Below are 25,633 nucleotides of genomic sequence, written 5' to 3' on the forward strand. Positions count from 1 at the left end.
GGACGGGCTCCGGGCCGGGCCCGGGGCGGGGCCGTGGCGCGTCAATGGGGAAGAAGGCAGGCACGGCTGCCCGGTACGCTGGGGTTGTTTCACGTGAAACGCGAAACGCCATCCCCGATCCGCGAAGGCTGGATGAACGACGATGCATCGGTACAGGTCCCACACCTGCGGCGAGCTCCGCTCCTCTGACGTCGGCACCGACGTCCGACTGAGTGGCTGGCTGCACAATCGGCGCGACCTGGGCGGCATCCTCTTCATCGATCTGCGCGATCACTACGGCATCACGCAGCTCGTCGCCCGTCCGGGCACCGCGGCCTACGAGGCGCTGGACAAGCTGACCAAGGAATCGACCGTTCGGGTCGACGGCAAGGTCGTCTCCCGCGGCGCCGACAACATCAACCCCGACCTGCCCACCGGCGAGGTCGAGGTCGAGGTGGGCGAGGTCGAACTGCTCGGCGCCGCCCAGCCGCTGCCCTTCACCATCAACACCGAGGACGGGGTCAACGAGGAGCGGCGCCTGGAGTACCGCTTCCTGGACCTGCGCCGCGAGCGCATGCACCGCAACATCATGCTGCGCACGTCGGTCATCTCCGCCATCCGGCACAAGATGGTGACCCTGGGCTTCAACGAGATGGCTACGCCCATCCTCACCGCCACCTCCCCCGAGGGCGCCCGCGACTTCGTGGTCCCCTCCCGTCTGCACGCGGGCCGCTTCTACGCCCTCCCGCAGGCGCCGCAGCAGTTCAAGCAGCTGCTGATGATCTCTGGCTTCGACCGGTACTTCCAGATCGCGCCCTGTTTCCGCGACGAGGACGCCCGCGCCGACCGTTCGCCGGGCGAGTTCTACCAGCTCGACGTCGAGATGAGCTTCGTCGAGCAGGAGGACGTCTTCCGCCCGATCGAGCAGCTCATGACGGAGCTGTTCACGGAGTTCGGCAACGGCCGCGAGGTGACGTCCCCGTTCCCGCGCATCCCGTTCCGCGAGGCGATGCTGAAGTACGGCTCCGACAAGCCGGACCTGCGCGCCCAGCTGGAGCTGGTCGACATCACCGACGTCTTCGAGGGCTCGGAGTTCAAGGCCTTCGCCGGCAAGCACGTGCGCGCGCTGCCCGTCCCGGACGTCGCCGCCCAGCCCCGCAAGTTCTTCGACCAGCTCGGCGACTACGCCGTCTCGCAGGGCGCCAAGGGCCTGGCCTGGGTCCGCGTCGGCGAGGACGGCAAGCTGTCCGGCCCGATCGCGAAGTTCCTCACCGAGGACAACGTCGCGGAGCTGACCAAGCGGCTCTCCCTGGCCCCCGGCCACGCGGTGTTCTTCGGCGCGGGCGAGTTCGACGAGGTCTCGAAGATCATGGGCGCGGTCCGCGTCGAGGCCGCCCAGCGCGCCGGGCACTTCGAGGAGAACGTCTTCCGGTTCTGCTGGATCGTCGACTTCCCGATGTACGAGAAGGACGAGGAGACGGGGAAGATCGACTTCTCCCACAACCCGTTCTCGATGCCGCAGGGCGGCATGGACGCCCTGGAGAACCAGGATCCGCTGGACATCCTGGCCTGGCAGTACGACATCGTCTGCAACGGCGTCGAGCTGTCCTCCGGCGCCATCCGGAACCACGAGCCGGAGATCATGCTCAAGGCCTTCGGGATCGCGGGCTACGACGCGGAGACCGTCGAGCGCGAGTTCGCCGGCATGCTGCGCGCCCTGCGCTTCGGCGCGCCGCCCCACGGTGGCATCGCCCCGGGCGTCGACCGCATCGTCATGCTGCTGGCCGACGAGCCCAACATCCGCGAGACCATCGCCTTCCCGCTCAACGGCAACGCCCAGGACCTGATGATGGGCGCCCCGACCGAGCTGGACGAGTCCCGCCTGAGGGAGCTGCACCTGACGGTGCGCAAGCCGCAGCCGAAGTAGTCCGCCGACGGCACATGCAGGGGCCGGGCGCCGATCTTGCGACGATCGGCGCCCGGCCCCTGGTGCGTGACGCGGTCGCGGACCTAGCGCGCCACGAACTGGGTCAGGATTGCCTGGACCTCGTAGATGTCGACGCCCTTGGTGAAGGTCTTCTGGATGGGGGCCTGGGACCCGGAGAGCCAGATCTTCAGTTCGGCGTCGAGGTCGAAGTGGCCGGCCGTCTCCACCGCGAAGTGCGTGATGCTGCGGTACGGGATCGAGTGGTACTCGGTCTTCTTGCCGGTGATGCCCTGCTTGTCGACCAGGATCAGGCGCCGGTCGGTGAACAGGATGGTGTCGCGGATCAGCAGGTAGGCGGCGTGGACCTGCTCGCCCTGGCCGAGCAGACGCGCGTACTCCTGCTGCGCCTGGCCCGGGTCGATGCTGTGCGCGTTGCCGAACAGTGCCATGGAAAGTCCCCCACGTGTAGCGGTGGTGGCCGGACGCCGGACCACTCTGACGCGATCTTCGCAAACCGGGGGGCCGGGTAGAAGAGCCGGTCGCTCCCGGTCCCGCGCTGTAGCGAGCGTGTTACGTGCTGGGCCTCAGCTGCCCTGCGGGCGCCCATCCGCCGACGGTCCACCCGATGGCCGCGAGGTGCCACGTCGGACGCACCGGGGAAGACGTAGGCCCAAGCTCAGAGGGCCCGGGAAAACGTTGTTCCCGGGCCCTCTGGAGATGCGGCGCACGTCCTACGCGGTCGGCTTCTCCTCGAGACGGGGGAAGAGCACCGCGCCCTTGGTGATCGTGGCGCCGACGGGGAGCCGGCCCCAGTCCGCCGCGTGCTGGACCCGCTGGTCGGCGAGGGCGCCCAGGGAGGGCTCGGCGCCGAGGGAGTCCCAGAGCTTCTGGGAGGTGTCCGGCATGATCGGGTTGAGGAGGACCGCCACGGCGCGGAGCGCTTCCGCGGCCGTGTAGAGGATCGTCGCCAGGCGGGCCCTGCCCTCCGGGGAATCGTCCTTCGCGACCTTCCAGGGCTCCTGCTCGGTGATGTAGCCGTTGACCTGCTTGACGAAGTCGAAGACCGCCAGGATGCCGCCCTGGAAGTCCAGCTCCTCGCCGATCCTGCGGTCGGCCTCGGCCACGGCCTTGGTCAGGCCGTCGTGGATGGCCTTCTCCGCGTCGCCGTCGGCCGTCGCGGCCGGCAGCTCGCCGCCGAAGTACTTGTTGACCATGGCCGCGACGCGGGAGGCGAGGTTGCCGTAGTCGTTGGCCAGCTCGCTGGTGTAGCGGGCGGAGAAGTCCTCCCAGGAGAAGCTGCCGTCCTGGCCGAAGGCGATCGCGCGCAGGAAGTACCAGCGGTACGCGTCCACGCCGAAGTGCGAGGTCAGGTCCTGCGGCTTGATGCCGGTCAGGTTGGACTTGGACATCTTCTCGCCGCCGACCATGAGCCAGCCGTTGGCCGCGATCTTCCCGGGCAGGGGGAGGCCCTGCGCCATCAGCATCGCCGGCCAGATGATCGCGTGGAAGCGGAGGATGTCCTTGCCGACCAGGTGCACGTCGGCCGGGAACGTCGACTCGAACTTCTCCGGGTTCTCGTTGTAGCCGACCGCGGTCGCGTAGTTCAGCAGGGCGTCGACCCACACGTAGATGACGTGCTTGTCGTCCCAGGGGACCGGCACGCCCCAGTCGAAGGTCGAGCGGGAGATGGAGAGGTCCTGCAGGCCCTGGCGGACGAAGTTCACGACCTCGTTGCGTGCGGACTCGGGCTGGATGAAGCCCGGGTTGGCCTCGTAGTGGGCGAGCAGCTTCTCGCTGTACTCGCTCAGCTTGAAGAAGTAGTTCTCCTCGCTGAGGATCTCCACCGGCTTCTTGTGGATCGGGCACAGCTTCTGGCCCGCGTACTCGCCCTCGCCGTCGAGCAGCTCGCCCGGGAGCTTGTACTCCTCGCAGCCCACGCAGTACGGGCCCTCGTAGCCGCCCTTGTAGATCTCGTCCTTGTCGTACAGGTCCTGCACGAACTCCTGGACGCGGTCGGTGTGCCGCTTCTGCGTGGTGCGGATGAAGTCGTCGTTCGCGATGTCGAGGTGCTCCCACAGGGGCTTCCACGACTCCGTGACGAGCTTGTCGGCCCAGGCCTGCGGGGTGACCCCGTTCGCCTCGGCCGTACGCATGATCTTCTGACCGTGCTCGTCCGTGCCGGTGAGGTACCACACCTTCTCGCCGCGCTGGCGGTGCCAGCGGGTGAGCACGTCGCCTGCGACGGTCGTATAGGCGTGGCCCAGGTGAGGAGCGTCGTTGACGTAGTAGATGGGGGTCGAGACGTAGTACGCCTTCGCCCCCTGCTTCTCTGATCCAGTGGCCGCCATGGTCGAAATCCTACTGGCCCTGTGGAGATCGACTCACACGTGTTTCGGGGGGTGGACGGAGGGATTCCCCTTGCCCACCCCCCGAGGGGCCGTGCGTGCGGCTGTGCGGTCCGGCTACGGGCGCCAGCCGGCCAGAATGCCCTCGTACAGCTCCTTGTCGGTGAGCTCCTTCGGGGTCTCGCCGGCCAGGAGGTGGGAGGCGTTGTCCGTCTTGAGCTTGCGGAGGTAGTCGAAGGCCTTGCTCTCCGGGTCGCCGAAGGCGACGAAGGAGAAGTGGACCTCCGGGTGGTTCGCGGCCGCGGCCGTGAGGGACTGGGTGGCCGGGGTCTTGGCGTCGGGGGCGCCGTCGGTCTGGAAGACCACCAGGGCGGGGGTGCCGGGTTCCTCTTCCTTGGTGTGGTGGGCGAGGACCGCCTCGACGGCGGCGTGGTAGCTGGTGCGGCCCATGCGGCCGAGCGCTGCGTGCAGTTCGTCGATCTTGTTCTCGTGGTCGGTGAGGGCCAGCTCGCCGGTGCCGTCCACTTCCGTGGAGAAGAACGTGACGTGGACCGTGGCCTCGGGGTCGAGGTGCGCCGCGAGCGCGAGGGTCTGCTCGGCGAGGGCCTGGGCGGAGCCGTCCTTGTAGTACGGGCGCATGGAGGCGGAACGGTCGAGGACGAGGTGGACCTTGGCGCGGGCGCCGGTGAGGTCGTGCTTCTTGAGGGCGGCGCCGGCTGCCTTGTAGGCGGTGGCGAGGGCGGGGGCGCGGCTGCGGAGCCTTGCGGGGGTTGTGGCCGGCTTCGGCGCCTCGGCCTCGCTCTCGGCGTCCGTGTTCCCACCGGCGGTTGCCTCCGGCCGGCTGGCGGTCGGAGGCGCCTCGGCTTCGCCTTCGGCGTCCGTGCTCCCACCCGCACCACCCGTGCTGAATTCGTTGTCGGGTGCCGGTGGCCCCTGCGGGGTGTCCTCGCCGTCGGCGGCTGCGGGTTCCGGGGCGGCTGCCGCCGGGGCGGCCGGGGTCTCGGTCGGCTCGGGCTTCTGCTCGGCCTGCGGCTCCGCCTTGGCCTCGGGCTCGGGCTGCGGCTCCGCCTTGGTCTCGGGCTGCGGCTCCGCCTTGGTCTCGGGCTGCGGCTCGGATTTGGCCTGCGGCTCGGGCTCCGCCTTGGCCTCGGGCTGCGGCTCCGCCTTGGTCTCGGGCTGCGGCTCGGATTTGGCCTGCGGCTCGGGCTCGGACTGCGGCTGGGGCTTGGGTTCGGGATCGGTTGCCGGTTCCGGCTCGGCTGTCGTCTTGGCTTCCGGCTCTGCCGCCGGGGCCGACTCTGCCTCCGGGATCACCTCTGCCGCCGGGGCCGGCTCCGTCTTCGGGGCGGTCTCCGTCTTCGGGGTCGGGGTCGGCTCCTCGGTCGGGGGGTCCGTCGGCTTGGGGACCGTGACGTTGGTGAAGGCGGCCTTGACGAGGTCGTGCTCGTCGGGGGTGGACTCCGAGCGGGGCTCGGGAATCTGGGAAGCGGTCTCCGGCTGGGCCGGGGGCTCGGCCGGCTCCGTGGGTGCGGTGGGCTGGGACGGGAGCTGCGGCTCCGGCGCGGTGACCGGCGGTGCCGTCTCCTGCGTCGCACCCTCCGCCTGGGCGGCCTGTTCTTTGCGTGACCGGCCGAACGCGTTCCGCAGGAGAGTGAGAATGCCCATGAGCGCAATCCTTCGGGTGAGTTGATGCCGTCAATCCCTGGCCAGGACGGACACGTAAGGTTAGCGGTCCCGGCTTGTGATCTTGTGCAGGGTCTGGCATGCGGGCGGCGGCGCGTCAAGGGCGGAACGAGCCGTCGCCGTAACCTCCCCACGGCTTCCCCGGGTTCACCCTCCGTTCACCGCGCCGCCCGGTCCCCGCACGTATGTGCGCCTACGGTCGCGCTGACACCAGGGCATACAGGGATTCTCAAGGGGAGAACACAGTGCGCAAACTCCTGCCGTTGATCGGAACGCCGTCCGGTTCCCACCCCGGCGGCCGGTCCGCGATGACCTGCCGTTTCCGGTGTGGCGACGCCTGCTTCCACGAGGTGCCGAACACCAGCGACAACGAGTACGTCGGCGACGTCATCGCCGGTGCGCTCAGCCGCCGTTCCATGATGCGGGCCGCCGCCGTCGTCACCGTGGCGGCGGCGGGAGCCGGGGCCGTGGGCGTGGCCGGGGCACCGTCGGCGCAGGCCGCGCCCGCGGCGGCAGGCAAGGGGCACGGGAAGCCGTCCCGGGACCGCGGTGCGCGCGGGCTGCGGTTCACGCCCGTCGCGCCCAACACCGACGACGCCGTGACCGTACCGGAGGGGTACCGGCAGGACGTCGTCATCCGTTGGGGTGAACCCATTCTGCGCGGGGCGCCGGCCTTCGACCCGGAGAAGCAGAGCGCCAGGGCGCAGGCTGGGCAGTTCGGGTACAACAACGACTTCCTCGCGCTGCTGCCGCTGCGCGGTGAGCACGACCGCCAACTCCTGGTCGCGAACCACGAGTACACCGACGAGGTGCTCATGTTCCGCGGCTACGACCCGGAGAATCCGACCCGCGAGCAGGTCGAGATCGCCTGGGCCGCGCACGGGCTGTCCGTCGTCGCCGTGGAGGAGGAGCGCAGGAGCGGGCGGCTGACGCCCGTGGCACGGCACCGGCTCAACCGGCGGGTCACCGCCACCACCGAGTTCCGGCTGACCGGGCCGGCCGCCGGGTCCGACCTGGTGAAGACCTCCGCCGACCGCACCGGCCGCAAGGTGCTCGGCACCCTCAACAACTGCTCCGGCGGCACCACCCCGTGGGGCACGACGCTGCACGGCGAGGAGAACTTCAACCAGTACTTCGCCAACGCCTCCAGCGCCACCGACAAGCGGTACGGCATCGGGACCGGCGCCACCGAGCGCAAGTGGGAGCGGTTCGACAAGCGGTTCGACGTCGCCCAGGAGCCGAACGAGGTGCACCGGTTCGGGTACGTGGTCGAGCTGGACCCGTACGACCCCGAGTCCACGCCGCGCAAGCACACCGCGCTGGGCCGGTTCAAGCACGAGGCCGCGACCGTGCGGCTGACGCACGACGGGCGTCCGGTCGTCTACACCGGCGACGACGAGCGGTTCGACTACTTCTACAAGTTCGTCGGCAGCAAGCGGATGCGGCACGGCAACTCCCGTTGGGCGCGCGAGCACAACCTCTCGCTGCTCGACGAGGGGACGCTGTACGTCGCCAAGCTCTCCGGCGACTCCCCGGCGATCGAGATCGACGGGACGGGGACGCTGCCGCGCGACGGGGAGTTCGACGGCGGTGGCGAGTGGATCCCGCTGGTCACCGCCACCGAGGACGGGGCCGTCTCGCACGTCGAGGGGATGAGCGCCGAGGAGGTCTGCGTCTTCACGCGGCTCGCCGGGGACAAGGTCGGCGCGACCAAGATGGACCGGCCCGAGGACATCGAGCCGTCGCCGGTCACCGGCAAGGTCTACGTCGCCCTCACCAACAACTCCAACCGGGGCAAGAGCGGCTACGCGGGCCCCGACGAGGCCAACCCGCGCAACTCCAACAAGCACGGCCACGTCCTGGAGCTGACCGAGCGCTGGAACCGGGCCGACGCGACCCGCTTCGGGTGGGCGCTGTTCCTGGTCGCCGGTGACCCGGAGGACCCGGCGACCTACTTCGCGGGCTTCCCCAAGGACCGGGTCAGCGCGATCTCCTGCCCCGACAACGTCGCCTTCGACGACCACGGCAACCTGTGGATCTCCACCGACGGCAACGCGCTCGGCAGCCACGACGGGCTCTTCGGTGTCGCGACCAAGGGCGACCGGCGCGGTGAGCTGAAGCAGTTCCTGACCGTGCCGACCGGCGCCGAGACCTGCGGCCCGCTCGTCCAGGACCGCCGGGTGCTGGTCGCCGTGCAGCACCCGGGCGAGGTCGACGGTGCCTCCGTGGAGCGGCCGGCCAGCACCTGGCCCGACGGACCCGGGAAGATCGTGCGCCCGGCGGTCGTGGCGGTGTGGCGCGCGGACGGGCGCGACATCGGCGTCTGACCCGGCCCGGGCCACCCAGGCCCCAGCGGTCTTCGGGGGTTCTACGCCTGCGCGTGGAACCCCCGTACGACCTCGATGCGGCCCACGATGTGCCGGTTGAACTCCGTCAGCTCCTCCGCCGGGACCCACAGCTCCAGGATCGTCTCGCCGCCGGCCCGGCGGACCGGGTAGCGCTCCAGGAACCCGGCGTCCACCTCGAATCGGGTGACGTAGCCCGAGCCGGAGGCGGGCACGTTCCAGTCGCGGGCGATGCGGACGGCGTAGTCCTCGTTGAGGACCGGGTAGAAGATCGGCTGCTCGGGCAGGCGCGGGGGCCAGGCCGTCCAGCCGGAGGCCTCGACCAGCGCCAGCTCCTCGGGGCCCGTGGGGCGCCACAGCGTCGTCGTCCCGGACCGCGGCACCGGCACGGTCCCGGTCTCGTGGTTGGTCTCGGTCATGGTCGGCGACGGTAGCCGTGGGGCGCGGGCGCCGCCACGTCGTTTCAGCGGCCGGTGCGGGTCGGGCGGGTCGGGCGGGCCGGGGCGGGATCGGTGACGGGCTCGGCGCGGGAGCGGCGGCGCGGGAGACGGCCGTACCGGCCGGTGAGCCAGGAGGCCAGGGCGACCGTGAGGCCGAGGCCGACCAGGAGCCAGGAGGCGGTGCGCAGGGTGGCGGTGAGGGCGTCGTAGACGGCGCCCGCGGCGGGGCCGTCCACCGGGCCGGGGAGTTCGGCGACGGTGAGCCGGCGGCCGACCAGGACGGCGAGGGCGAGCAGCGCGCCGCCGAGGGCGGTGCCGATCCCGGCGGCCGTGACGGCACGGCGGCGGCGGGCGGCGACGGCGATGCCCGTGACCGCGAAGACGACGGCCGCCAGCGGCAGCCAGAAGGCGGCGACGTCGAGCACGTGGAAGCCCTTCCTGAGCCGGTCCGCCTCGGGCGCCGTGAGCACGGTGACCGCGGTGTGCGGCACCGGGATGCGCCGGGCGAAGGGCACGTGGTCCTCGGCGAGTCGGTCCCGCACGCGCTCGGCGACGGGGGCGAGGTCGACGGCTACCGGGCGTCCGGCCGTCCCGTCGTCCCGCAGGGCGCGCAGCACGGCGGTGTGGAGGGTGCGGTTGGCCGCGTCCCAGCCCGCACGGAAGGCGTCCGTCCTGGTGAACGACCGGGCCGCGTCCCGCACGAAGAGCCGCACGGTGCCGTCCACGGGGCCCGCCGTGACCTCGTCGACGATGCCGGCGAATCCGCTGCCCAGGGTGTCGGCGGCCGCGTCCCGCACGTCCGCGTCGTCGGCGAGCGGTGCCACGGCCGCGACGTACCGGCCGGTGTCGGCCAGGGCGTACAGCGCCCAGCCCGCCAGCGTCGCGCACGGCGCGAGCAGGCAGGCGAGGGCGATCGAGGCGGCCGACAGGGCGCCCCTGAGGCGTGGGAACACCCTCCCAGGGAAACCGCCGAGCCGGCCGCGGGCGACCGGCGTGACTGCATATGGCCGCCTGGGGCGGACCGGTCAGGTGGTGTGGGCCGTCCGGGGCGGACGGGTCAGGTGGTGTGGGCCGTCCGGGGCGGACGGGTCAGGTGGTGCGTGCCGTCCGGGGCGGACGGCTCAGGTGGTGTGGGCCGCCTGGGGCGGACGGGTCAGGTGGTGCGTGCCGTCCGGGGCGGGCCGGTCGGCCGGGCCGACCGGCGTGTAGCGGCCAGGTGGGCCGCCCGGGCCTCCTCGGCGTCGCGGTGGGTGTAGTAGTGGTAGACGAGCGAGCCCGTCACCGCCCCCGCGAGCAGCAGCGACGCCAGGATGGCCGTGAACATGGCGACGCCGCTGCCGGAGTAGATGAACCCCAGCGCGCTGCCCGCGAAGGCTCCCCACAGCGCCGCGTGGGGCTCGGGCGGCAGGCGTCGGCCCACGGAGCGGATCACGAAGTAGAGGACCACGAACGCGAGCGCCGACATGAAGCCGAACAGCAGGTTGGTGCCGGTGATGGGGCCGCCGTGACGGCGGACGGACGCGACCCAGTAGCCGTAGACCAGCGCGGTCGCGACGGGCATCCCCCACTTCACCAGCAGGTGGGTCTTCCGGCCCAGGACGTCGGGGCTCGTGCGCCCCGGGCCGGCCGGGCCCGTGCGGGCGCCGGCGGGTGTTCCGGGTGTGGATACCGCGTGAGCCATGAGTTCACTCCTCTGCCTCGTCCCGTCTGCCCGGCCCCCCGTCTACCAGGGCACACCCGGGCGGGTCGCCCGGCAAGTCCGGATGCGGCCGGGCCGGGCAGGTGCTTCGCTGTTTCCTGTGAGGGCACGCGTGCGGCAGCCGGTGCGGAGCGGGCGGACCTTGTTCGGAGGGCTCGTCAGCGCCCTCGGACGGACCGATGCCGCCTCCCGGCACGCGTTGCTGAGCGTGCGCGGTCACAGCGTCGCCTGGCTGGTCCCGACGCTGATCCTCGCCGCCATCGCCGTGGCGGACGTGACCACGGACGTGTTCCAGATCATCGCCTGGACCGTGCTCGTCCCCGGGGTCGCCGCCGCGATCTGCGGAGTGCGGAGCACAGCCGTGTTCGCGGTCCTGGCCCTGGTCGTCTACGTCCTCGCCGACACCGTCTGGAAGCACCGTGCGGAGACGGGGGCGGCCGGACTGACGCTCGTCCTGATCGGAGGGGTCGTCGCCGTGGTGGCGGCGACGTTCCGGGTCTCGGGGGAGCAGCGCATGCTGCACATGCGGGACATCGCCGAGACGACGCGGCGGACCGTGCTGCGGGCGTTGCCGCAGGGATTCGGCGGCCTGGAGCACGCCGCCGTGTACCTCGCGGCGGACAGCGACGCCCGTGTCGGCGGGGACTTCTTCGACATCCAGCCGGGTCCGTACGGCACCCGCGTACTCGTGGGCGACGTGCAGGGCAAGGGGCTCGGTGCGGTGGACGCGGCCGCGGCGCTGCTCGGCACCTTCCGCGAAGCCGCCTATCACTTGCAGGACCTCGCCCTGGTCGCCGAGCACCTGGATCTCCGCATGCTCCGCCACCGCGCGCACACGGCGGCCCTGGGAGCGGCCAACGACGACCGCTTCGCCACCGCCGTCCTGGTCGGCTTCCGCAGCGACGTGCCGGACGCCGTGGAGCTCGTGAACTTCGGCCACGAGCCGCCGCTCGCGGTCGGCCCGGGCGGCGTCCGCCGGCTGCCGGTGGCCGGCGGCCTGCCCCTGGGCATGCGCGAGCTCCTGCCGGGTGACCTCCTCACGACCGTCCGCGCCCGGCTCGCCGAGGACGAGACGCTGCTGCTGGTCACCGACGGGGTCGTCGAGGCACGCGATCCCGACGGGGCCTTCTACGACCACGAGGCGACCGTCGCCCTCGCCGTTGCGGCCGATCCGTCGGACACCTCGCCGCAGCGGCTGGTGACCGTCGTACGCGACGGCACGCTGCGGCACTGCCGGGGGCGGCTGACCGACGACACCACGGTCTTCGCGGTGCGGCGGTCGGGGCGGCCGCCGGTGTGGCCGTAGACGCCCTCGGCGGGCCGGTTCCCACGGTCCCCGGCGGGGTGGTGCCTTCCACGGTGGGCGGCGGGGGCCGGGCGCACACGTGGGATCCCGAGGCCCCGAGGGCCTCCGTGCGCGGCCGCAGCGGTTACGGTGCTGCCGTACGTGATCGACGGTGACCGACGGGAATCGACGGCCATCGACAGGGGAGGGGACATGCCCGGAACCGTGCTGCTGCTCGCGGCGTCGCCCGTGGGCCGCGGATGCCTGGTGGACGCCGCCTCCGTGCTGCCCGTGCTCGCGGCCGTGCCGCCCGCCGTGCTCTCCGGCGCGGACACGGCGAACGTCGTCGAACTCGCCGACCCGCTGGAGCCACAGGCCGTCCTCACCCGGCTGCGGGCCGCGGCGGCGGCCTCCGGACCGCTCACGGTCTACGTCGCCGGGCAGCTCCAGCTGGACCGGCGCCAGCGCCTGCCGCACCTCGCGCTGGCCCGCACGACCCCGGCGAACGTCCGTTACACCGCCCTGCCCTGGCACTGGATCCGCGAGGAGCTGCGGCTGCGGCCGAGCGGCGCGACGACGCTGCTGCTCGATCTGCACGCCGACCACGAGACGTGGCAGTGGCTGCGGGCCGGCGCGCTGGACTCCGGGCGCAACAACGCCGTTTACGGTCGCATCGCGCCGCCGCCCGCCCGGCGGACGGTGGCCGTCCCGTCGTACATGCGGGCCGTCGCGACGATCCTGCGCAGCGGGTACCGGCCGCCGCCGGACGAGCTGCACCAGCAGGCGCTGGCCCGGGCCGCCGCCGACGCCGCGGGCGGCGGTGCGGTGGCGGCCGGAGCGGACCTGGTGCTGACGGCGCCGGGGCCGGTGGCGGGCGACCCGCACGCCGTCATCGCCGCCGCCGTGCAGGCCGGGCGGCACGGGGACGCCGACGCGCTCGCCGCCCGGCACGAGCGGGCCGCGGCCCACGCGTACGGGCCCGCCTCCGAGGACGCGCTGCACTGGACGGAGGTCCGGGCCGACCTGGCGATGTTCGCGGGCGACCCGGTGCGCAGCTGCCGTGCCTGGCTGACGGTTGCCGAGACCCGGCTCGGCGCCGGGCAGGCCCCGCAGACGCCCGCCGTGGAGGCGGCCGTCGACCGGGCCCACCACCAGTGGGGCCGCATCCGCGACGCCGGACGCGCCCGCGAACTGGGCGCGCCGCTGGCGGCCCTGCGCGGCCGCGTACCGGGCCGCCGCGAGGGTGCGCTGGACCACGTCCAACGCGAGCTGAGCCGCCTCCAGACCCAGGGGTGAGCGCGCACCCGGCCGGTCGGCGGGGCGACGGACGGGTGGGCGGGTGGCGGACTAACGAGTCGCGGCGGCCAGGTCGTCCGGGGCGGGGGCGGTCTCGGACGCCGGGGCCGGGGCGGCCGGTGTCGCGTCCACGGGGGCCGCGTTGGCGGCCAGCAGCAGGGCGGCCACGGCGACGAGGGCGGCGGCCAGGGCTCTGGCGTAACGTTCGGCGGTGCGGGAGCGTACGGGCACGGTGTCCTCTGTGGCATCAGGGAATGTGTCAAGCACGGTTAAGCGCGCTTAATACGCCGTTTAACCTAGAGCCGTCCGAGCCGAACGGCAAGAGCCACCTGGGGAGTTGGCAGTGGGGGACCGTGACGACCGAAACGCCGTCGGACGCCGGGTGCAGCGGCTGCGCGCCGAACGCGGGATGACCCAGCGCCAGCTCGCGGAACCGGCCTACACGCCCGCCTACATCTCCACCCTTGAGGCCGGCCGCGTCCGCCCCTCCGACGAAGCGCTGCGGCACATCGCCGAACGGCTCGGCGTCGGCTACGAGGAGCTGGCCACCGGGCGCCCGGCACGGCTCGCCACCGATCTGCGGCTGCGGCTCACCGAGGCGCAGCGCGCCCTCGCCACCGAGGGCGCAGAGCAGGCGGCCGGGCAGTATGCCGCACTGCTCGCCGAGGCCGAGGCGTACGAGCTGGCCGAGGAGCGGGCCGCCGCCCTGCTCGGGCTCGGCGAGTGCGCCGTGGAGACCGGCGAACTGGCCGCCGGGCGGCAGTACTTCGAGCGGGCCGAGCAGTGCCTCACCGACGCCGGTGCCCCGCTGCCCGCCCGCGTCCCCGCCGTACGGGGGCGTGCCCTGGCCCACTACCTCGCCGGTGAACTGCGGTACGCCGTCTACCTGCTGGAGTCCACCCTCGACGAGCTGAACCGCGGCGGCCTGCACGACCCCGACGCGCTGCTGCTGCTCTACGCCAGCGCCATCGGCCCGTACATGGACATGGGCGCCCACGCGCGCGCCGCCCAGGCCGCCGAACTCGCCCTCTCCCTCGCGCCCAGCGCCGGCGACCCCGCGCTGGTGGCCCGCATGCACCGGTCCGTCGCCCGCACCCTGCTCGCCGAGGGCCGCCTCGCCGACGCCGACGCCTCGCTGGCCAAGGCGGCCGAGCTGTACCGCACGCTGCGCCTGCGTACCGAGCTGGCCAACTGCCACTGGATGCGCGGCTACGTCTGCGCGCAGAACGGCGAACTCCCCCGCGCGGAGGCGGAGATGCGCGAGGCCCTCGGCATGCTGTCGGCCTCCCGCGCCGCCCTCTACAGCAGCCAGGTCGCCGTCGAGCTGGCCGACGTACTGCACCGGCGGGGCAAGTCCGAGGAGGCCGCCGAACTGCTCCACGGCGTGCTCGACGACCTCTCCTCCGAACGCGGCGCCGTGCACTCCGCGGGCGCGCACCGGCTGCTCGGCATCATCGCCGAGGACGCCCGGGAGACCGAGGCCGCCGAGGAGCACTACGTCCGTGCGCTGAGCCTGCTGGAGCGGGCCGGCGCGGCCGGTGACCTCGCCGACCTGTGCCGGCTCCTCGGTGACCTGCTGCGCCGTACCGGCCGCGTCGAGGCGGCCCTGGACGCCTACCGCACCGGCCTCGGTCACCGCACCGCGCCCGGTACGACCACCCTGGGTCCGGCGCCCGCCCAGCCGCCGCTGTAGCTCTCGCGCGCGCTCCGGCTACACCTGGGCCCGACCCTGCCGCCGGGCCTCCGTCAGCCGCTCCGTCCCCACCTCGACGGCCGTCCGGGTCGCGTCGTCGGCCGGTGCGTCGAGGGTGCCGTTGGTGAGGCTGAGCGCGTCGTCCCCGACGCGGACGGCGACGAGGTCCACGGTGAGGGTCTCTTCCGCGCGGGCGTCGCTCACCGTCACCCGCAGGCCGCCGCGCGCGTCCCCCGCCCCGGGCAGCGTCAGGGCGGTGACCCGGACGTCCCGGGCGACACCGGCCTCGGCGCGCGCCTCGAAGTGCCCGCACGTGTCCGGCAGCGTCGCCAGCCACGCCAGTGTGCCGTCGATGTCGGCGGCGCGGTACGAGGTGATCCGGTAGTGCAGCTGGGCCCCGCCGTCCGGATCGTCCAGGGCGACCGCGGCCCGGGGCGCGGTGGTGGCGCTGCCGCCGAAGAGGTCCTCGGTGTAGAGGACGTCGAGGAGGCGTCGGCAGTCGGGCCGGTCGGTCGGTCCCGCCGTGGTCTTGAGCACCTCGTCCCGCCAGGTCGCGGCGCCCCGCGTCGACTCCCAGCCCTTCCCCAGGTCGGCCGCCGTGATCAGGGCCGCCCGCGCCTGCCCCGGGGTGAGCACCGGCGGCAGGACGGGCGACGGAAGCGTCGCCGGCGACTGACTGCTCGCCGACCCGGTACCGACCGGCGGCTCCGCCCGCCGCTCACCACCTGCCCCACAGGCACTCACCGCCAGCACCAACGCGGCCGAGAGCACGGCACAACGCAACGAACGACCGACGGGGGCGGGCGCGGGGCGGACGGTGGTCGGAGGTGTCGGGGGTGCGTCGGCGGTGGGCGGTGGACCGGTGGGGGCGGGCGACGCACCTTGGGCGCTGGTGGTGGGCGACGGTCGGGCGGTGGTGATGGCGGGCGACGCACCCGTGGCGCTGGTGGCGGGCCACGGTCGGGTGGTGGCGGGGGTGAGTGACGCGGGGGCGGTGGTGGCGGTCGGCGGTCCAGGGGTGGCCAAGGCGAGGGATGTGTGTGCGGCGGTGGGGGGCGACGGGCGGGTGGGGGTGAGCGACGGGCGGGCGGCGGGGGCGTGTTGCATCGGTGCCTCCTGTCGGTGCCTCCTGGAGGGCCGGTGCGACCGGCGCCGTGCGGGATCGGTCACCCCTCCACGGCACCACCGTCGCCGCCCGGCCACCAGCGTGCGCGGCCGTCCGGGTGAGAGCGGTCGGGTGGCGCGGACCGGTCAGAGGGCCAGCCACACCGTCGTGTCCGGTCCCAGCCGGCCGTCCTCCAGCGGCGCGCTGCTCAGCAGGACCTCTCCGGCCGGCAGGTCGACCGCGGCGCCGGACAGGTTGGTGACGCAGCGCCAGCCGTCCGAGCGGTCGAACCGCAGGACGCCCGACGGGACGTCGTCCGACCAGGTCAGCTCCTCGCCGTCGAGCAGCTTGCGGCGCAGGCGCAGGGCCGTGCGGTACAGCTCCAGCGTCGAGCCCGCCACCCCGTCCTGTGCCTCGACGGCGTACCGGGCGAATCCCGGCGGCTGCGGCAGCCACGCCGCGCCCGCGCCGAAGCCGTACGACGGCCCGCCGGTCGTCCACGGCAACGGCACCCGGCAGCCGTCGCGGCCCTTGCGGACGTGCCCGGTCTGCTCCCAGATCGGGTCCTGGAGGACCTCGGTGGGCAGGTCGGCCACCTCGGGCAGGCCCAGTTCCTCGCCCTGGTAGAGGTAGGCCGAGCCGGGCAGTGCCAGCATCAGCAGTGTCGCCGCGCGGGCCCGGCGCAGCCCGGCCGCCGCGTCGACGGCGGGGGCGTTGCCGCCGGACAGCAGCCACGCGTCGGTGTCCGTGCCCGGGGGAAGGACCAGACGGCTGGCGTGGCGGACGACGTCGTGGTTGGACAGCACCCAGGTCGCCGAGGCGCCGGCGGCCCGCGCGTCGGCCAGCGAACCGGTGATGACCTCGCGCAGTTCGGCCGCGTCCCAGCCGGTCTGCAGGTACTCGAAGTTGAAGGCCTGGCCCAGTTCGTCCGGGCGGGCGTACAGCGCGCGCCGGGCGCCCGGGACCCAGGCCTCGGCGACCGCCGTACGGGGCGGGGTGTACGCGTCGAGGATCTTGCGCCAGTCGCGGTAGACCTCGTGGACGTCGTCGCGGTCGTAGAAGGGGTGGGTGCCCGGCTCGAACTGGGCCAGAGCCGCCTCGCCGCTCAGCTCGGGGGCGCCGAGGTCGCGCAGCGGCTCGGTCAGGTCCTTGACCAGCGCGTGCGCGACGTCGACGCGGAAGCCGTCGACGCCCCGGTCGCACCAGAACCGCAGCGTGGTGCGGAAGTCGGCGCGGACCTGCTCGTTCTCCCAGTTGAGGTCGGGCTGCTGGGGTGCGAACAGGTGCAGGTACCACTGCCCGTCGGGCACCCGCTGCCAGGCGCTGCCGCCGAAGACGGACTGCCAGTCGGTGGGCGGCAGTTCACCGTGCTCGCCCTTGCCGTCCCGGAAGACGTAGCGGTCGCGGGCCGCGGAACCCGGGCCCGCCCGCAGGGCCTCCCGGAACCACGCGTGGCGGTGCGAGGAGTGGTTGGGGACCAGGTCGACGATCACCTTCAGGCCCAGCCGGTGGGCCTCGGCGGCCATCGCGTCGAAGTCGTCGAGCGTGCCGAGACGCGGGTCGACGTCGCGGTAGTCGTCGACGTCGTAGCCGCCGTCGGCGAGTTCGGAGGGGTAGAAGGGGCTCAGCCACAGGGCGTCGACGCCGAGGGCGGCCAGGTGGGTCAGGCGCTGGGTGACGCCGCGCAGGTCGCCGAGACCGTCGCCGTCGGCGTCGGCGAAGCTGCGGGGGTAGACCTGGTAGATGACGGCCTGCCGCCACCAGTTGGGGTCCCTGGACGACAGGTCGGGGGTGCCGGCGGTGCTGCGTACGGTCACGCGGCCTCCTTCGCGGTACGTGGTGCGCGGTACGCGGTTCGCGGTTCGCGGTGGGAGCCACGCGGGACGACACGAACCGATCCGTTACTTCTGTCCAGATCACCCGAAAAGCGAACCCGTGCGCCCGCGACGCGCCGGTGGTTATGCCTCCGTGCGCTCGACCGCGCCGAGGTACAGCTCCACGTAACGCGCCACGTCCACGTCCAACGCCACGTCTACCAGCGGCTGTTCGCGCGTGCCGTCGTGCAGCTCGGACTCCCCGGCGCGCAGGCGGCGGTCGACGAGCGTCTGGCCGCGTGCGGGGCCGGGGGCGAGGGACACCTCGACGGGCAGCCGTCGCGTGGTCAGGCCGCCGGGGTCGAGCACCGCGCAGACCGCGCCCGCGTCACCGAGCCCGCCGCCGGGGTCGGTGACGTCGGTGGCCGGGCCCCGGTGGGCGAGCAGGTCGCCGGCGAGCCGGGTGCCGGGCTCGGCGCTCGCGCGCAGCCGCCGTACGTCGGCGCCGGGCACGATCACCCGCTCGAACACGTCGAGGCCGTACATCGTGATCGGCACCCCGGCCGTGAGCAGGATCGCGGCGGCCTCCGGGTCGTGCCACACGTTGAACTCGGCGACCGGCGTCGCGTTGCCGGTGGCCACCGCGCCGCCCATGAACACGATCCGCTCGATGTTGCCGGTGACCTCCGGGTGGGTGCGCAGCAGCAGCGCGATGTTGGTCAGCGGTGCGGTGGGGATCAGGGTGACCGGTCGCGGGGAGGCGAGGATCTCCCGGCGCAGCAGGGTCACCGCGTCCACGTCGGCGGGGGCGCGGGTGGGAGCGGGCAGCCCGAGGTCGCCCATGCCGTCGTCCCCGTGCACGTGCCGCGCGGTGCGCACGCCCTCGATCAGCGGCCGCTCGGCACCCCGGGCGACCGGGACGTCCGGGGCGCCGGCCCGCTCCAGCACGGTCAGCGTGTTCCGGACCACCCCCGCCACGTCCGTGTTCCCGGCCACGCAGGTGACCGCGCGCAGGTCGAGGCGCGGGTGCCGGACCGCCAGCAGCAGGGCCAGGGCGTCGTCGATGCCGGTGTCGCAGTCGATGATCACCGGAAGGGGCTGCTGCTGGTCGGAGGCGGTCGTCACGTCGGGGCTCCTTACGGTGCGTGTGGTGCGCCGGTGACCCTACGCGGCTTCGGCACGGACCCCGCGGCCCGGGGCGCGCGCCCCGCCCTCGCGCGTCCGGCGGCGGGTCCGGTGCGCGGTGGTCGGGCGCCGTGCGGTCGCTTGCGGTGGGCGGCCGCGGCCCGCGGGCGGGGTCTTCGGCGAAGGGCGTCAGTGGACGATCGCCAGTTCGTGCGAGGTGGTGTTGAGGCGTCGGCCGCCGTCGTCCGTACAGGTCACCACGTCCTCGATGCGGACGCCGAAGCGGTCGGGGAGGTGGATGCCGGGCTCGATGGAGAAGCACATGCCGGGTTCGAGCGGCTGCTCCTCGCCCTCCGCCAGATAGGGCGGCTCGTGGGTGGTGACGCCGACGCCGTGGCCGGTGCGGAGCGCTCCGTGCGCGGCGTGGCCGGCCTTCTCGAGCACCGCGCGGGCCGCCCGGTCGACCTCCTGGCACGACACCCCGGGCCGTACCGCCTCGAACGCCGCCCGTTGTGCGGCCCGCACCGTCTCGTGGACCCGGCGCTCCTCGTCCGTCGGCGCCCCGACGTGGACGGTGCGGGCGGTGTCGAAGCCGTAGCCGTCGCGCAGGCCGCCGAAGTCCAGGACGACCATGTCGCCGTCCCCGATGACCCGGTCACCGGGCCGGTGGTGCGGGTCGGCCGCGTGCGGGCCGGCGCCGACCACCGTGAAGTCGACCCGGCTGTGGCCGTGCTCGCACAGCAGCCCGGCGAGGTCGGCGGCCAGCTCGCGCTCGCTGCGCCCGCCGAAGCGCAGCCCGAGGGCCTCCTCGTACGCGGCGTCCGCCGCCGCTGCCGCGGCCGCCAGCCGGGCCACCTCCTGCTCGTCCTTCACCGCGCGCCGCATGGGCAGCACGACGGACAGCGGCTGGTAGGTGGCGAGCGGGAGGGAGCTCTGGAGGCAGAGCAGGTGCAGCGCCCAGGTCGCGTCGGAGACGGCGTAGCGGCCGTGCGGACGCAGCAGCCCGGCCGCGGCGGCGTAGGCGTCCTGGCCCTCCCACCAGTCGAAGACGCGGAGCGCGCCCGCGCCGGGGGCCGCCTCGGCGGACGGCCGGTCGACCGCCGGCACCAGCAGCCGAGGCTGGGAGTTGGCGGTGAGGACGAGGAGGGTGAGGCGCTCGGTGGGCGCGGTGGGCCGGTAGCCGCACAGCCACACCAGGTCGGGGCCCGGCGTGACCAGCACCCCGGCGAGCCCGAGGGTGGCGGCCTCGTACGCGGTGCGCTCCATGCGGGCCGCGTAGACCTCGTCCGTGAAGGCGGCAGGGGTGCCGTCGCCCGTGACCGCGCCCGGCACGGGCGTTTCAGCGGCCCCGCCGACCTCGCCGGTCCCGCCGACCTCGCCGGTCCCACTGGTCTCGTCGGTCACCTGTGCCTCACTGGCCTCGGGCGGGCCTGCACGGCCGGCGCCGGAGCACGGCCTGCGCGGCCCACGGCGACTCAGACGCGCCCCGGCCCACCGCCGCCGAAGGATCCGCTCGATCCCGGCGACCAGCGGCGCCGGTGTTGGTCGTCGCCGCGGCGGCTGCCCGCGTGGTGCAGCTGGTAGGGCATGAGCCGGGGGCTTCCGTCCTCGCTCAGCGGGATCTCGTCGGGTTCGCGCATCTCCCGTTCCTCGTGGACGGGTCCGGTGTCCGGAAGGTGCGGCTGTTCGTCGGCGCGGGGGCGGTCGGGCTCCCGGATCATGACCCCGATGCCCCTGCGCACGGCCCAGATCAACGCGCCGGCGATGACCAGCCCGATGACGAAGACCACCACCACTTTCAGCCCGCCCGAGGGCGCGGCCAGCAGTACATGCGTTGCCGTACTCATGTTCTGATTATGTACCCCCAAATGGGATAAAGCGCACGATATGTCCGGGATTCCATTCCGGGATGGGAGCGGGCCGGTGGCTGGTGCCCGGGCGGCGGGAGGCGATGTGGGGCTCAAGACGCCGCGCGCAGCGCCAGGGCCCGCCATGGCGCCGCCCCGCCGGCGGGGCGGCGCCCGCGCCGTCAGGGTGCCCGCAGCGCGTCCACCGCGATCCGGGCCGCGGTGCCGATCACCGCGTCCGCCGCCGGGAGTACGGCCGCGGTGTGGGCGGTGCGGGTGAAGACGGCCACGGCGTAGCGGCCGCCGTCCGGGTACTCGACGACGCCGATCTCGTTGCGCAGCGTCGGCAGGCTTCCGGTCTTGCCGGCCACGTGCACGTCGTCGAAAGGGAAGCCGGCGGCCAGACGGTGCGGCCACACCTGGAGGCCCATGATGCGGCGCATCGCGGCGCCGTACTCCGGAGGGCAGGCCTCGTCCCGCCACACCGCGCCCAGCAGGCGGGTCATGTCCCGGGGGGTGCTGCGGTTGGTGCGGGCCGGGTCCAGGGCGCGCAGCCGGGTGATGACGTGCGGGTCGGTCAGCGCCCGGGCGCCGTCGGGCCCGGCGTCCTCGCGCATGGTGCCCAGCATCTCGCCGAAGCCGTACACCGCCCGCGTCCGGGTGAGGCCGAGCCGGGCGGTGGTGCGGTTGACGGCGTCCAGACCGACCCGGCGCAGCAGCAGGTCGGCGGCGGTGTTGTCGCTGACGGACATCATCAGGTACGCCGCGTCGCGCAGGGACAGCCGTACCGGGTCGAGCATGGCCGCCAGTCCCGTGGGCCCCGGGGTGCGTCCGGCGGGCGGGCACTCGACCTGCTCGGTGAGGTCCAGCGCCCCGGCCGCCGCCAGCTCGTGCAGCGTCACCAGTACACACGCCTTGTGGACGCTGGCCGTGCACACCGCCTGGTCCGCCCCGGCCCCGACCTGCGCCCCCGAGTCGATGTCCACGGCGTGCAGCCACCCGGTGACTCCGGCGTCGGCGAAGGCCGCGTCGAGCCGGGCGGCGGTGGCGGTGTCGGTCATGGCCGGGGCTCCGTTGCGGGGCGGATCGGGGACGTCGAAGGCCCCCGGACCGGGGACGTCGACGGCCTGCGGATCGGGGACGTCGAAGGCCTGCGGACCGGGGACGTCGACGGCCGACGCTCGGGGCCGGACGCGGCCGCGGTGGCGGGGCAGGCCGGCCGGTGGCCGGGGGCGGCGGTGTCGGTCATAGCCAGAACTCCGATGCCGGACGAAGGTGCAGCGGCCGGGCGGCCGTCTCGGCGTGGGCGCCGGCCGTGGTGCGCAGGGCATGGGTGGCCGCGTCCGCGAAGGCGCCGACGGCGGCGTCGCCGCGCCCCCTGGGCCAGGCCGCGGAGTGCCGCCACGCGGGCGGCGCACCGGCCAACGGGCGCCAGACCAGGTCCGGGTCGCCGGGGGGCACGAGCCGGGTGTCGCGGGGGCCGAGGGCGACGGCCCCGGACGACAGGACCAGCCCGCGGACGAAGCTGGCGCCCTGGCCGTGTCGTACGGCCGGGGGCGTGTAGCCGCCCCGGGCGCAGGCGGTGAGCAGGTCGTCGTAGACCGCGGGGGCGTCGGCGCGCGGGAAGAGGACCAGGTCGTAGTCGGTGAGGGCGGCGAGCGGCACCTCGTCCAGCCCGGTCTGCGGGGCGCCGCGCGGCAGCAGTACGCCGAGGTCGCGGCGGAGCACCGGGCCCAGCTCCAGGCCGGTGACGTCGCAGGGGTGGTGGATGAGGCCGACGTCCAGCTCGTGGGCGGCGAACCCGGCGAGCTGCTGGGCGGTGGTCAGCTCGTGCAGCTCCAGTTCGAGCCCCGCGTGCCGGCGCCGGAAGTCGGCCAGCAGCGCGGCGACGGTCTCGCCGGAGATGTCGGGGGACAGGGCGGCACGCAGCAGGCCGCTCTCGCCGTCCCGGATACGCCGTGCGGCGGTCCGCAGGGACTCGGCGCGGGCCAGCAGCTCGCGGGCCTCGGCGAGCAGCAGCATGCCCGCCTCGGTGATCGTCACCTGGCGGCTGGTGCGCTCGAAGAGCCGGACGCCCAGCTCCTTCTCCAGCCGCTGGATGCGCTGCGACAGGGGTGGCTGGGCCATGCCGAGCCGGGCGGCGGCACGCCCGAAGTGTGACTCTTCTGCAACAGCCACGAAGCACTCCAGGTGCCGCACCAGGTCCACGACCAGTAATCATATCGGGGATTGATCGATTCGACATCCATATCGGTCTTGGACAGGGGCTCCGCGGGGTTGCTCTCCTCGGGCCATGCTCTCCTTCGGTGAACCTTCCCGCCGCCGGTCCGGCGTGCTCGCCCTCGCCCTCGTCCTTTCCCTGGCCGGCTGCGCCACCGACTCCGACCGTCCGGACGCGGCACCGCCGTCGAGCGGGTCGTCCGGCACCAGTGGCGCAACCAGTGGCGTCGCCGGCACAGGCACCGGTGGCGCTGCGGGTACGGCCACCGCGGCACCCGGAACCCGCGAACAGCTCCGGGTGGACGGCGACGTCCGCCAGTACCTCCTGCACCGGCCCACCGCCACCTCCGCATCCGCCACCGCCGACGGCCCGCGGCCCCTCGTCGTCGCCTTCCACGGCCGCGGCGCCGACGCCGCCGAGCTGCGCGCGAAGACCCGGCTGGAGAAGGCGGCCGCCGCGCGGGGCATGCTCGTCGCCTTCCCCGAGGGCCTGGGCCAGGGCTGGGGCGCGGGCACCCGGGCGACGAAGCAGCGCCCCGATCCCGACCTGGACGTACGGTTCACCGAGGCGCTGATCAAGCACTTGGTCCGCACCGAGGGGGCCGACCCCCGGCGGATCTACGTCGCCGGTTTCTCCAACGGCGGCTCGATGGCCCTGCGCATGGCCGCCGAGCGCCCCGCCCTGCTCGCGGGCGCGGCCTCCGTCTCCGGTCAGCTGCCCACGGGCGACGCCGCGGTGGAGCCCACCGGGCCCGTCCCGGTCATGGTCGTCTACGGCGCCGACGACCCCGTGCGGCCCCTCGCCGGTCTGCCCTCCCCGCCGCCGGACCCCGAGGAGCCGATCCTGCCGACCCGGTCGGCCCGGGACACCGCGGCGGCGTTCGCGGCGGCCGGGGGCGCGGGCGAGCCGGTCACACGGGAGGAGAAGGGCTACGACCGGACGGTGTGGCGGTCGGGGGCCGATGCCTCCGGCGGCGACCGGCGGCCCGACGGCACGGTGCAGCTCCTCGTCGTCCACGACGCCGGTCACACCTGGCCGGGCTCGACCGTGCCCCCGCCCGAGGGGTTCGGCCCGGTCGGCAAGGCCCTCGACGCCACCGACACGATCCTCGACTTCTTCGCCCACCCCGACCGCGCCCCCGGCCCCGGCCGCTGACCGACAAGGACCTTCCCATGTCCGACTCCCCCTACCTCGCCTCTCCCCGCCGCCGCAGGCCCCGCAACGGTGTGCGGGCCGTCGCCGCCGTGGGGGTCGTGCTCGCGATCGCCGCGGGCGGCGCGTACGCCGCCGGGTTCGGCCCCTTCGCGCGCGGCGACGACGGCCCCGACCCCGCCGCGATGAAACAGGCGCGCGCCTTCCTCGCCGACTGGGCCGCCGGCCGCCTGCCCAGCGCGGCGGGCCGCACCACCGAACCGGACAGGGCGCAGGAGGTGCTGCAGAGCTTCACCGCGGGCCTCGACATCGAGAAGCCGAAGCTGACGGCGGCGGACGGCGGGGTGCGGGAGGAGGAGGACGGCACCCTCGGCGTCCCGTTCACCGCGAGGATGCCGGTCACCGGCCTGGGCACCTGGACGTACGAGTCGCGGCTGCCGCTGCGCGAGCAGGACGGGGGCGGCTGGAAGGTGGACTGGCGGCTGTCCCTGGTGCACCCGAGGCTCAGCGACACCGAGAAGTTCCGCCTGGAGCGCGAGGAGACCGCCCCGCCGAAGGTCACGGACCGGGAAGGCACCTCCCTCGTGGGCGCCGACTACCCCTCCCTGGCCCCGCTCCTGGGCCGGCTCGCCGGTGCCGCGGGCGGTGGCGGCGGTCCGCGCGGCGCGGTCGAACTGGTCGACCGGGCCAGCGGCCGGACCGTGCGCACCGAGGCGTCCTTCGGCAAGAAGCCCGACCCGGCGACGGCGGACCGGCCGGTGCGCACCACCCTGGACGCCACCTGGCAGGCGGCCGCCGAGAAGGCGCTCGGGAAGGCCGACGGCAAGAACGCCGCCCTGGTCGCCCTGCGCGTCGACAACGGCGAGGTGCTCGCCCTCGCCAACTCCCCCTCCTCCGGCTTCAACCGCGCCGCCTCCGGCACCTACGCGCCGGGCTCCACCTGGAAGATCGTCACCAGCAGCGCGCTGCTGCTCAAGGGCGCGGTCGCGCCCGACGACGTCGTGGACTGTCCCAAGTACCTGACGGTGGGCAAGGAGTTCCACAACGTGGAGACCTCCGAACACCCGGGCGCCACCTTCCGCAAGGACTTCACGGAGTCCTGCAACACCGCGTTCATCAGCCTGCGCGGCAAGCTCGGCGACGGGGAGCTGGGCAAGGTCGCCCGCACCTACTTCGGGGTCGGCCAGGAGTGGCACGTCGGCATCCCCACGTACGACGGCTCGGTGCCGGCGCCCAAGGACGCGACGGAGAAGGCGGCGTCGATGATCGGGCAGGGCCGGGTCCAGGCCAACCCCCTGATCATGGCGTCGGTGACGGCCACCGCGGTCTCCGGCGAGTTCCACCAGCCGTCGCTCACCGCGGGCAACGAGAACGGGACGCGCACCGAGCCGCTCCCCGGCGAGGTCGTCACCCAGTTGCGCGAGCTGATGCGGGCCACCGTCACCGACGGGACCGCGCGCGTCCTGGCCGACCTGCCCGGCGAGGTCGGCGCCAAGACCGGTACCGCCGAGGTCTCCGACGACCAGGACAACAACGGATGGCTCGTCGCCCACCGGGGCAACGTGGCCGTCGCCGTCGTGGTCGAGGAGGGTGTCACCGGCGGCGGCTCGGCGGGCCCGGTCGTGCACAGCCTGCTGTCGGCCGTACCGCAGGACCCGTCCTGACCGGGCCGGCGGG

General features: G+C 74.0%; 21 protein-coding genes. 7 read left to right on the forward strand and 14 right to left on the reverse strand.

The window, feature by feature from the left end; all coding sequences use genetic code 11:
• Positions 1-142: 142 nt before the first annotated feature.
• Positions 143-1,906, forward strand: a complete 1,764-nt coding sequence (gene aspS / locus AB0P07_RS24145) for an aspartate--tRNA ligase (RefSeq protein ID WP_365553748.1) — start codon at positions 143-145, stop codon at positions 1,904-1,906.
• 83 nt (positions 1,907-1,989) lie between these two features.
• Here aspS and AB0P07_RS24150 read toward each other — a convergent pair whose 3' ends face one another.
• From AB0P07_RS24150 to AB0P07_RS24160, 3 genes are all read right to left on the reverse strand, one after another.
• Entirely contained in the window at positions 1,990-2,355 is a 366-nt protein-coding gene (locus AB0P07_RS24150; RefSeq protein WP_052836613.1) for a PH domain-containing protein, read from the reverse strand.
• Positions 2,356-2,637: 282 nt separating this feature from the next.
• Positions 2,638-4,254: a methionine--tRNA ligase gene (metG, locus tag AB0P07_RS24155; protein ID WP_365553750.1), complete on the reverse strand. Its 1,617-nt coding sequence runs from the start codon at positions 4,252-4,254 to the stop codon at positions 2,638-2,640.
• A 114-nt stretch (positions 4,255-4,368) separates the two neighbouring features.
• Positions 4,369-5,916 carry a VWA domain-containing protein gene (locus AB0P07_RS24160; RefSeq protein ID WP_365553752.1) on the reverse strand — a complete coding sequence of 516 codons (1,548 nt, stop codon included), beginning with the start codon at positions 5,914-5,916 and terminating at the stop codon, positions 4,369-4,371.
• 263 nt (positions 5,917-6,179) lie between these two features.
• On the opposite strand from AB0P07_RS24160, the gene AB0P07_RS24165 reads away from it, so the two are divergent.
• Positions 6,180-8,261 (forward strand): PhoX family protein, encoded by a 2,082-nt coding sequence (locus AB0P07_RS24165; RefSeq protein ID WP_365553754.1) that lies wholly within the window; start codon positions 6,180-6,182, stop codon positions 8,259-8,261.
• Positions 8,262-8,302: 41 nt separating this feature from the next.
• Here the strand turns inward: AB0P07_RS24165 and AB0P07_RS24170 are convergent, their stop codons facing one another.
• The 3 genes from AB0P07_RS24170 to AB0P07_RS24180 form a co-directional block, all read right to left on the reverse strand.
• Positions 8,303-8,698: an ADP-ribosylation/crystallin J1 gene (locus AB0P07_RS24170; RefSeq protein ID WP_365553757.1), complete on the reverse strand. Its 396-nt coding sequence runs from the start codon at positions 8,696-8,698 to the stop codon at positions 8,303-8,305.
• Between the two features lie 44 nt (positions 8,699-8,742).
• Complete coding sequence (locus AB0P07_RS24175) at positions 8,743-9,672, reverse strand: hypothetical protein (protein WP_365553760.1); 930 nt, start codon at positions 9,670-9,672, stop codon at positions 8,743-8,745.
• Between the two features lie 200 nt (positions 9,673-9,872).
• Positions 9,873-10,400 carry a hypothetical protein gene (locus AB0P07_RS24180; RefSeq protein ID WP_365553763.1) on the reverse strand — a complete coding sequence of 176 codons (528 nt, stop codon included), beginning with the start codon at positions 10,398-10,400 and terminating at the stop codon, positions 9,873-9,875.
• 160 nt (positions 10,401-10,560) lie between these two features.
• On the opposite strand from AB0P07_RS24180, the gene AB0P07_RS24185 reads away from it, so the two are divergent.
• Both AB0P07_RS24185 and AB0P07_RS24190 read left to right on the forward strand, forming a co-directional pair.
• Positions 10,561-11,724, forward strand: coding sequence for a PP2C family protein-serine/threonine phosphatase (locus AB0P07_RS24185; protein ID WP_365553766.1), 1,164 nt, complete (start codon positions 10,561-10,563; stop codon positions 11,722-11,724).
• A gap of 192 nt (positions 11,725-11,916) precedes the next feature.
• Positions 11,917-12,999, forward strand: coding sequence for a hypothetical protein (locus AB0P07_RS24190; RefSeq protein WP_365553769.1), 1,083 nt, complete (start codon positions 11,917-11,919; stop codon positions 12,997-12,999).
• A 51-nt stretch (positions 13,000-13,050) separates the two neighbouring features.
• Here AB0P07_RS24190 and AB0P07_RS24195 read toward each other — a convergent pair whose 3' ends face one another.
• Complete coding sequence (locus AB0P07_RS24195) at positions 13,051-13,230, reverse strand: hypothetical protein (RefSeq protein ID WP_365553772.1); 180 nt, start codon at positions 13,228-13,230, stop codon at positions 13,051-13,053.
• A 112-nt stretch (positions 13,231-13,342) separates the two neighbouring features.
• Here AB0P07_RS24195 and AB0P07_RS24200 point away from each other — a divergent pair, with 112 nt between their 5' ends.
• Positions 13,343-14,692 (forward strand): helix-turn-helix transcriptional regulator, encoded by a 1,350-nt coding sequence (locus AB0P07_RS24200; protein ID WP_365553775.1) that lies wholly within the window; start codon positions 13,343-13,345, stop codon positions 14,690-14,692.
• Between the two features lie 18 nt (positions 14,693-14,710).
• Here AB0P07_RS24200 and AB0P07_RS24205 read toward each other — a convergent pair whose 3' ends face one another.
• The 7 genes from AB0P07_RS24205 to AB0P07_RS24235 form a co-directional block, all read right to left on the reverse strand.
• Complete coding sequence (locus tag AB0P07_RS24205; protein WP_365553779.1) at positions 14,711-15,328, reverse strand: hypothetical protein; 618 nt, start codon at positions 15,326-15,328, stop codon at positions 14,711-14,713.
• 615 nt (positions 15,329-15,943) lie between these two features.
• On the reverse strand, positions 15,944-17,614 hold the full coding sequence (locus AB0P07_RS24210; RefSeq protein ID WP_365553782.1) for a glycoside hydrolase family 13 protein: 1,671 nt from the start codon (positions 17,612-17,614) through the stop codon (positions 15,944-15,946).
• Positions 17,615-17,755: 141 nt separating this feature from the next.
• Entirely contained in the window at positions 17,756-18,736 is a 981-nt protein-coding gene (locus tag AB0P07_RS24215) for a nucleoside hydrolase (RefSeq protein ID WP_365553785.1), read from the reverse strand.
• 189 nt (positions 18,737-18,925) lie between these two features.
• On the reverse strand, positions 18,926-20,002 hold the full coding sequence (locus tag AB0P07_RS24220) for an aminopeptidase P family protein (RefSeq protein WP_365553935.1): 1,077 nt from the start codon (positions 20,000-20,002) through the stop codon (positions 18,926-18,928).
• A 209-nt stretch (positions 20,003-20,211) separates the two neighbouring features.
• The gene (locus tag AB0P07_RS24225) at positions 20,212-20,583 is read right to left on the reverse strand and encodes a DUF6479 family protein (RefSeq protein ID WP_365553788.1); all 372 of its coding nucleotides are present in this window, start codon (positions 20,581-20,583) and stop codon (positions 20,212-20,214) included.
• Positions 20,584-20,765: 182 nt separating this feature from the next.
• Positions 20,766-21,644 carry a serine hydrolase gene (locus tag AB0P07_RS24230; RefSeq protein ID WP_102929087.1) on the reverse strand — a complete coding sequence of 293 codons (879 nt, stop codon included), beginning with the start codon at positions 21,642-21,644 and terminating at the stop codon, positions 20,766-20,768.
• 184 nt (positions 21,645-21,828) lie between these two features.
• Positions 21,829-22,761, reverse strand: coding sequence for a LysR family transcriptional regulator (locus AB0P07_RS24235; RefSeq protein WP_365553791.1), 933 nt, complete (start codon positions 22,759-22,761; stop codon positions 21,829-21,831).
• Positions 22,762-22,876: 115 nt separating this feature from the next.
• On the opposite strand from AB0P07_RS24235, the gene AB0P07_RS24240 reads away from it, so the two are divergent.
• Entirely contained in the window at positions 22,877-23,959 is a 1,083-nt protein-coding gene (locus tag AB0P07_RS24240) for a PHB depolymerase family esterase (RefSeq protein ID WP_365553794.1), read from the forward strand.
• 17 nt (positions 23,960-23,976) lie between these two features.
• The gene (locus AB0P07_RS24245) at positions 23,977-25,620 is read left to right on the forward strand and encodes a penicillin-binding transpeptidase domain-containing protein (RefSeq protein WP_365553797.1); all 1,644 of its coding nucleotides are present in this window, start codon (positions 23,977-23,979) and stop codon (positions 25,618-25,620) included.
• Positions 25,621-25,633: the final 13 nt, after the last annotated feature.

It is taken from the genome of Streptomyces sp. NPDC085944 (genome assembly GCF_040686295.1).
Lineage (GTDB): Bacteria > Actinomycetota > Actinomycetes > Streptomycetales > Streptomycetaceae > Streptomyces > Streptomyces salinarius.